Origin of the sequence: Bradyrhizobium lablabi, from assembly GCF_001440475.1 — a bacterium.
Classification (GTDB): Bacteria; Pseudomonadota; Alphaproteobacteria; order Rhizobiales; family Xanthobacteraceae; genus Bradyrhizobium; species Bradyrhizobium lablabi.
In genome coordinates this window covers 1-7,609 of record NZ_LLYB01000019.1, presented here as the reverse complement: position 1 = coordinate 7,609, position 7,609 = coordinate 1, and the positions used below count along the sequence as shown (strand labels likewise).

Annotated in this window: 6 protein-coding genes and 1 pseudogene; 1 reads left to right on the top strand and 6 read right to left on the bottom strand. The window is 62.4% G+C overall.

Features of this window, described 5'->3' with window-relative positions:
- Nucleotides 1-214, bottom strand: a 214-nt coding sequence (locus CQ14_RS00210) for a flagellin N-terminal helical domain-containing protein (RefSeq protein WP_488230441.1), incomplete at its 3' end; no start/stop codon positions are given.
- 310 nt (nt 215-524) lie between these two features.
- Here CQ14_RS00210 and flbT point away from each other — a divergent pair.
- The gene (flbT, locus tag CQ14_RS00205; protein WP_057855953.1) at nt 525-953 is read left to right on the top strand and encodes a flagellar biosynthesis repressor FlbT; all 429 of its coding nucleotides are present in this window, start codon (nt 525-527) and stop codon (nt 951-953) included.
- A gap of 65 nt (nt 954-1,018) precedes the next feature.
- Here flbT and CQ14_RS00200 read toward each other — a convergent pair whose 3' ends face one another.
- From CQ14_RS00200 to CQ14_RS45125, 5 genes and pseudogenes are all read right to left on the bottom strand, one after another.
- Complete coding sequence (locus tag CQ14_RS00200) at nt 1,019-2,896, bottom strand: flagellar protein (protein ID WP_057855952.1); 1,878 nt, start codon at nt 2,894-2,896, stop codon at nt 1,019-1,021.
- A gap of 7 nt (nt 2,897-2,903) precedes the next feature.
- Nucleotides 2,904-4,784, bottom strand: a complete 1,881-nt coding sequence (gene flgK / locus CQ14_RS00195) for a flagellar hook-associated protein FlgK (RefSeq protein WP_057855951.1) — start codon at nt 4,782-4,784, stop codon at nt 2,904-2,906.
- A gap of 45 nt (nt 4,785-4,829) precedes the next feature.
- Nucleotides 4,830-6,647, bottom strand: coding sequence for a flagellar hook-basal body complex protein (locus CQ14_RS00190; RefSeq protein WP_057855950.1), 1,818 nt, complete (start codon nt 6,645-6,647; stop codon nt 4,830-4,832).
- A gap of 188 nt (nt 6,648-6,835) precedes the next feature.
- Nucleotides 6,836-7,336, bottom strand: coding sequence for a peptide-methionine (R)-S-oxide reductase MsrB (gene msrB / locus CQ14_RS00185; RefSeq protein ID WP_057855949.1), 501 nt, complete (start codon nt 7,334-7,336; stop codon nt 6,836-6,838).
- A gap of 63 nt (nt 7,337-7,399) precedes the next feature.
- Nucleotides 7,400-7,609 (bottom strand): annotated as a pseudogene (locus CQ14_RS45125) (hypothetical protein); the annotation flags it as partial.

Here is a 7,609-nt window from a genome sequence, read left to right as displayed (position 1 = left end):
GCACGCCGTTGCTGATGCCGTCGAGGAGATTGTTGATGTCACCGGCGCGCGCATCGAGCGACTGCGCGGTGAAGTAGTTGGTGGGGTTATCGAGGGCCGTGTTGACCTTCTTGCCGGTGGCAAGGCGATTCTGCGTGGTGGCGAGCAGATCGGCGGTCGACTGCAGCGAGAGGAGGTTCTGGCGAACCGAAGCCGAGAGAACAATACCGGACATCTTTCATACCTTTCTGGTGTGAAATTAAAACGAGCCACGATCCCGACCTCTCGATCGGGCGACGGCTCACTCTGGAAGCAAGTCTCTAAGAAAAAATGAATTTGGTCGGATAAGGCGCGCGGGAAGACGGCGAATTCGAAATTAATTCGCCGCGCAGACAAGCTTCCGTATTCTTACGGACCAGGTACAGGAAAGGCCCGTCAAATGGGCACAACTCGCATCTTCACCATTGGTTAACCATCATCGGGAAGGATGCCGAATCTGCCGGCGGGCACGACAACGCGCGAAAAGCGCCAATGGGAGAACAGGCATGGCCTTGAAAGTCGAGCTCAAACCGCACGAACGAATCATCATCGGCGCCTGCGTGGTCACCAACACCGATCAACGCGCTAGACTGCTGATCGACGGCGACAGGATTCCGATCCTGCGCGAGAAAGACATTCTCACACCCGAAACCGCCGACACGCCGGCCAAGCTGGTCTATCTGGCGGTGCAGCTCATGTACCTGTCGCCGGACCCGATGGCGCACCACCCGACCTATTTCAGCCTGGTGCGCGACATCCTCACGACAATGCCGAGCGCATGGCCCTTCATCGAGGGCATCAACAATTTCACCCTGAACGGCGATCTCTATCACGCGCTGAAAGAAGCGAAGAAACTGATCGGCCATGAAGAGCAGATCCTGCAGAGCGCCCGGAAAATGCAATCGTCCGAGCAGCCCGATCGCAAATCCGCATAACCGTCTCCTCAAAAGAAAAAGGCCTCCGCAAGGAGGCCTTCGTCGTTGGACCAACCGGCCTACGATCAGACCGGAAGGAATTTGGTCAACGTGGTCTGGTAAAGCATCGACGTGGTTTGATACGACGCCTGCAGACTGGTTTGCAGCGCCAGGATCTTGGTAGCCACCTCGTCCTGATTGATGCCCTCGATCTGGTCGAGCATGGTTTGCGCCATTCCCTTGAGCTGGGTCTGACGATCGGTCGAGGCTTTGATGGCGCTCTGCGCGCCGGCAAACTCCGCCTGCATGTCCTGGATCGATTGCTGTCCGTTCTGCGGCGCCAGGTTTGCCGAGATCCGCTGCTGCAGCGCGCTGACCTGCGCCTTCGAATTCGGATTGGCGGCATTGGTCGTGACCGCGGAATATACCGCGATGTTCTGCAACTGGTAGCGTAGCGCCTGCTCGTTGGCGCGCGCGCCATATTGCACCGTGATGGACTGATCGATGCGCGCAATCGCCGTGCCGCGCGCCGGATCGGTGCCGACTTCGCCGGTGTACCACGAGACGGTGTTGGCGGATGTGCCGCCGATCAGATTGGTCGCGGTGGCGAACGGCGGGCCGTTGACGCGCAGCGGAGCCGGATTTGCGCTCGCGGTAGCGCTGAAGCCCAGTGCCGCGAACGCGGCCGCGTTCGAACTTGAAACCGTCAGGCTCGCACCATCAGCGCCGTGCAACGCAATCACGCCGCCGGTGACGGTCGACGGCGTCGTGGCGCCGGAGATCGAATCGATCTTGGCCAGCAAGGTCTGGACGCTGTCGGTGATGTTGAGCTGGTTACCGGTCGCGCCCGATGCGACGAAGGTGATCGGCGTGCCGTTGACCGTGATGGTATCGCCTGCCGCAAAGCTCGCGGCCAGCGAATCCGTTCCCGCCGTGCCTGAGAGCAGCGTGGCGCCGGTGATCGGCGCCGGCACCGCGGCCTGGTTGTTGACCGCGCTTCCGGTGACGGTCGCGGACGGATTGAAGAAATTGTCGGACGCCGCGATGGCGGACGCGGCGACCAGCGCCGTGTCGCTCAGCGTCTGGATCGAAGACGTCATCGCCGCCTGCAGGTTCGCCGTGGTTGCGGCTGTATCGACGCCGATCAGGAACGAGCCGGCAGGCGGCGGATTGGTAGTCGTCGCGGTCAGCGCGATCGATTCGGTGGTACCGTCGGGCAGGTTGAAGTTGAACGTGACCTTGTCGCCATCGTTCGGATTGACGGCGCCGAGATCGACGGTGACGGCCGGCGGCACGCCGGTCGGCTGCGTCACGGTTGCTCCCGTCAGCGATGAGCTGATCGAAGCAAGCTTCAAGCCGAACGATGAACCATCCTCGGCCAGGCTAGTCACGGTGGTCGTCAACGGCGGCGACGAAACGGTCAGATGCGCCATGTTGCCGACGCCCTGATCGGCCTGGCGGCGTTCGTTGATAAGTTGCTTCAACCCGGCCTGCGTACCCAAGCCGTCGAGCATGAGGTCGGCCGACACCGTCGCTGATGTGTCGGTGGTGCGGCCGGAAAACAGATAGCGGTCGCCCGACTGACTGTTGAGCAGCGACACCGCATTCGAGAACGCCGCCTGCGCCGTGATCTGGCCCGAGGTTTGACCGTTGTCGTTGAGGACGATAGTCGACGTACTGGCCGCTTTCTTTACCGACGTGCCGATGTCGGACAATCCCTGCAGCGCAAGGTTGACGACGTTGAGTCTCGTATTGACGTTGGTTGCGGTGTCCTTGAACGCGTCGATGCTGCTGACCTGCGCGCGCAAGCTCAGCGCAAAGCCGCGATTGGCGCCCTGCCCTGCATAGGTCGTCGAGACCCGGCCGCTGGCGAGCTGCTGCGTCAGATCATCGAGCTGCTTGCGGATATTGAGGATCGAGGTCCCGATATAGGATGTTCTGCCGTTAACGCCATCGATCGACATGATACCCTCACATGGCCTGGATCAGCGTGTCGTACATCTGCTTGATAGACGACATGACGCGCGCGTTGGCGGAATAGGCGTTCTGCAGCGCGAGCAGATGCGCCATCTCGTCGTCGATATTGACGCCCGAGGCATCGGTCACCTTCTTCTGCAGGGTGTTCAGCACCACAGACTGGCCGTCCGCGAGTTGCTTGGCGGCGGTCGCCGCTTCGCCCTGCTGGCTGATGAACTGCTTGGCGAAATTGACCAGCGTGCCGGTGAACGGAGCGCCTGTGGTCCCGATGCCGGTCTGCGGCGAATAGCGATAGCTGCCCGTCTGCAGTTGCGAGAGAATGAAGTCGGCGCGCGTGGTGTCGCCCGAAGGCGTCAGCGGACTGGTGGAAAATACGATGGTGCGCGAGGGATCGCCGAGCAGCCCGAGATTGACGCTGATGCGGCCGGCGAGACCCGTCATCTGCGACCCGCTGGCGGTAATCGCGCCGCTATAGAGCCCGCCATTATCCGTGAACAGCGGAAGCTGTGGGTTGCCGCTGGTGAGCGACGACAGGGTCGTTGTGACCGACGCCGCCAGCACGTCCGAACGGTTTGGCGCGCCGTCATCCAGCACGCGCAGGGTCGATCCCGACGGGTTTGAGAACTGCAGATCACTCGCCCCTAGCGCGGCGTTGAGCTGGGAGACTACCGACGCCATACCACCGGAAAAATCGATGCCGAGCACCTCGTCGTTCGGATCGAGCGTTGCAGTATTGCTCAGCGGCAGCACGCTCGGATCGTCGACGCGCACGATCGACAGATTGTGCGTAACACCGGTGGTGTTGTCCTTGTAGCTGACGTGAATGACGTTGCCCGACTGCAGGCCCGTGAGGTCGAGATCGTAGCCGGCCTGCGGCAGCGCAGACGCCGGAGTAGCGGTGCCGGCCGTCGTCTTGTCCGACAGCGCGCTCGACATCGACGCCGCGAACTGGTCGATCTGTGCCTGCGCCTTCACCAGCGTGTTGTCGCGCAGCTCGAGATAGGCGGCGATCTTGCCCGAACGAATCGAGTTGGTGGACACCAGATCGTAGCTGCCGCCATGCGGGAAATTGATCGTGATGGTGCCGACGTTGCTCTTGGTCGGGTCGGAGTTGTACAACGTGTTGGGCGTCATCGTGCCCTGGGGATTGAAGCTTAACTGCGCAGCCTCGGTCCCGACCAGTTGCACGCCGGAGTTCGTGAATACGGTCACCTGATTGAGGTCGTTGACGACCGTCCTGATGTCCATCAGGCTCGACAATTGCGTGATGTATTGATCGCGCTGATCCAGCAGCGAGGCCGTCGCAGCGTCGGTCTTGCCGTTGTTCTGGAGCTGGTTGTTGATGAACGCGATCTGGGCCATCGCGTTGTTCGCGGTCACGATGGAATCGTTGATGCCCATCTCGGCATTGGCGCGAAGGCTCTGAATCCCCTGCGTCGCCGCATTGAGCGTCTGCGCCATCGTCTGCGCAGCGGCGACTGCACTGATCCGCGCCGACTGCGAATCCGGGCTGGTCTGCAGGCCCTGGAAGGCGGTCAGGAGCTTATTGAAGGAATCCTCGATGGTGCCGGTCTCGGCTGGATTGCCGTAAACGTTCTGCAGATTTTGGAGAAAGGTCGAACGGATATCGGCATAGGCCGCGCCGGAGGTTTCCGTGCGCAGCTGCGTCTGCAGATACTGGTCGAGCTGCCGGTCGACGCCGTGGAGCAGAACGCTCGAGCCGTAGTCGCCGGTCACGCCGGCGGACTGGATGATCGACTTCCTGACGTAACCAGGCGTTTCCGCGTTGGCAACGTTAGATCCGACCAGCGCGATCGCGGCTTGCGTCGCGCGCAGGCCGGACATCGCGGTAGAGAGAGCTTGACTCAAACCCATGACTAATTGCCCATCTCAAATCGCATCGCGAACGGCGTCGCGGAACTAGCGCAGTACGTTCAGGAGATCCTGCACCATCGTGTTGGAGGTGGTGATGACCTTGGTGTTCGCCGAATAGGCCTGCTGGGTGACGATCAGCTTGGTGAACTCGTCGGCGATATCGGTGTTTGATCCTTCCAACGACGAACCGACGATAGTTCCGGCCTTGCCGTACAGCGCCTGTCCGGATCCGTCGGTCATCTCAAACGCGCCGCCATTGACGCGCTTGAGGAAGTTGGTGCCGTTGAACGTCGCCACCGAGATTTCGGCGAGGTCGAGGTTGCGGCCGTTGGAATAGTTGCCGACGATGCGGCCGTTGGTGCCGACGCCGACGGACTGCAACTGGCCGGCCGGGAAGCCGTCCTGCTGGATCTGGTTGACCTGCACGTTGCCGTTGGCATCCGCGAATTGGGTGACACCGCCGGTGCCGAAGTTGATGACGGGACTGCCCAGCGCAACGCCGTTGACGACGGCATTGGTGAGCTCCACGGACGGAACCGACGGCGTCATCTGGCCTGAGGCAGAAAAGGTGAAATTGGTGTTGACGTTCTGCCATGAGACCTGGGTGCCGGTTGCGTTGGGATTGACCTGGTAGAACAGGTTCCAGGTGTCGGTATGGCCGGCGCCGAGCGTAGCGCTGTCGACCTTGGCCCAGCGGAACTGCAGGTTCACCGGCGCGCCCGAGACGTCGTAGGTCGTGACCGCGCCGCCCGCCACCGACTCGGCGAGGAACGTCGAGTTGTCGTTGCCGACGACCTGACCGGTGCCGACGCCGCCGCCACCGCCGCGCTGCGCCGTCACGGTACCGGTAAAGCCGAGCGCGGCCCAGGCCGTGGTATTTGAGCTCGTGACCGAGAGATTGTTGGACAAGCCGGAATGAAGCGTGATCGAGCCCGAGGCGATCGTGGACGTGTACGGGGCTGACGTTCCCTGGAGCGCGTCGATCTTGCTCAGCAAGGTTCCGATGCTGTCGTCGACGTTGATCTGATTGGCGCCGGAGGCGGTGCCCGACGCCATGAAGGTGAGGGTTTGACCGTTGACCGTGATGGTGTCGCCCGCGACGAAGTTGGAGGAGATCGAGTTGGAGGGTGCCGTGCCGCTGAGCAGGGTCGCGGCCGTGTTCGCAACCGACGGCGTCGCTTTGTTGTTCTGGGTGGTGCCACTCCTGGTGGCGTCGGTATAGGGCGCCTGAGGCGTGCCGAGCGCCAGCGGATTATGTCCGGAGCTGTATGATCCCGGCGCGATCAATTCCGATCCGGGAACGGAAACATCGTGCTTGGTCGTCAGCGGATAACTGGCAAGGTTGGCGCGATAGTCGATCCTGGTGGTTTGCTGCGCCGGCAAGAAGTCGTTCTGGAATCTGAGGACCTGCGGCGAGCTGCCGGACGGGTTGCCGGTGGTCGGATCGATCGGCACGCCCTGCAGATAGTAGCCGGCGCCGTTGACGAGATAGCCGCTCTTGTCGAGCTGGAAGTCGCCGCGACGCGTGAAGCGGTCGACGCCGTCGAACACCGGCGTGCCGTCGGTGAAGTTGCCGGGCTTTTGCACCGCGAAAAAGCCGTTGCCGTTAATCGCCATGAAGGTGGCGACCGAGGCCGTCTGCACGTCGCCCTGCACCGAGTTGGTGGAGCGGGATTGCGTGGTCACGCCGCCTGCCAGCTGCGCGGTGGTGGCCGTCTGCGGGATGAGATCCAGGAAAGAGGTATCGATGCGCTTGAACGCCGTGGTCTGCGAGTTGGCAATGTTGCCCGAGACGTTTTCCAGCGCGTAGGAGTTGGCGCGAAGGCCGCCGACCGCGGTGGTAAGAGCGCCGAAGATACCCATGACATGTTCTCCAAATTCGATCCGGGCGGCTCGCCGATCCAAGCGATCACAGGCCGCGTCGGGAGAAGATGTCGCAAGCATTGTGCCAAACTACAAAACCGATAAAAATCAATACCTTAAGAAAAAAGCCCCGGTCCGGGGACCGGGGCACATTTGCCGGGCGGGGCAACAATTGCCGGGTGCGCGGCTCAAGAAGCCGAAGGCCCTGCCGGGTGAAACACCATCCCAAATCCGTCGATGCAGTAGCGTAGCCCGGTCGGTTTTGGCCCGTCGTCGAAGACGTGGCCGAGGTGGCCGCCACAGCGGCGGCAATGCACTTCGGTACGCACCATGCCGAAGGTGCGGTCCTCGGTCTTTCCCAGCGCATTATCGAGCGGCTGCCAGAAACTCGGCCAGCCGGTGCCGCTTTCGTATTTGGTGTCCGAGGAGAACAGCGGCAGATCGCAGCCGGCGCAGGCGAAGATGCCCTTGCGCTTTTCCTTCAAAAGCGGGCTCGAGCCCGGCCTTTCGGTGCCGTGCTTGCGCAGGATTTCATATTGCTGCGGCGTAAGCTGCGCGCGCCATTCGGCGTCGGTCTTTTCCACCTCGAACTTCTCGGCGGCTTGCGCCGGCGTGGAGCGCAGCCAGCGGAAAGCGGCCAGGCCAAACAGGCCGGCCACGGATGCGAGCAGGATACGGCGGTCGAACATGGCAATCTCCGTGCGTGCCGGACGTAACGGTTCGCCATCAAGTACGGCCCGGCAACGCTGACGTTACACGGAACCGTCCCGGATTTTCTCACTTTCCTGCGAGGCCATGCTCTCCTGCGGGGCCATGACAGGCATTCCGCCGTCCTGCGGCTCCGCTGGCTGCGGCGACTGCGGCCGCACCGGGCGTGGCGCGCTCGGCGGCGAACGGTGCGGTGGCCTGGTTCCAGCTTGCCGGTTGGCCTCCGCCAGCCGCGCCTCACGCACGCGTTCCCG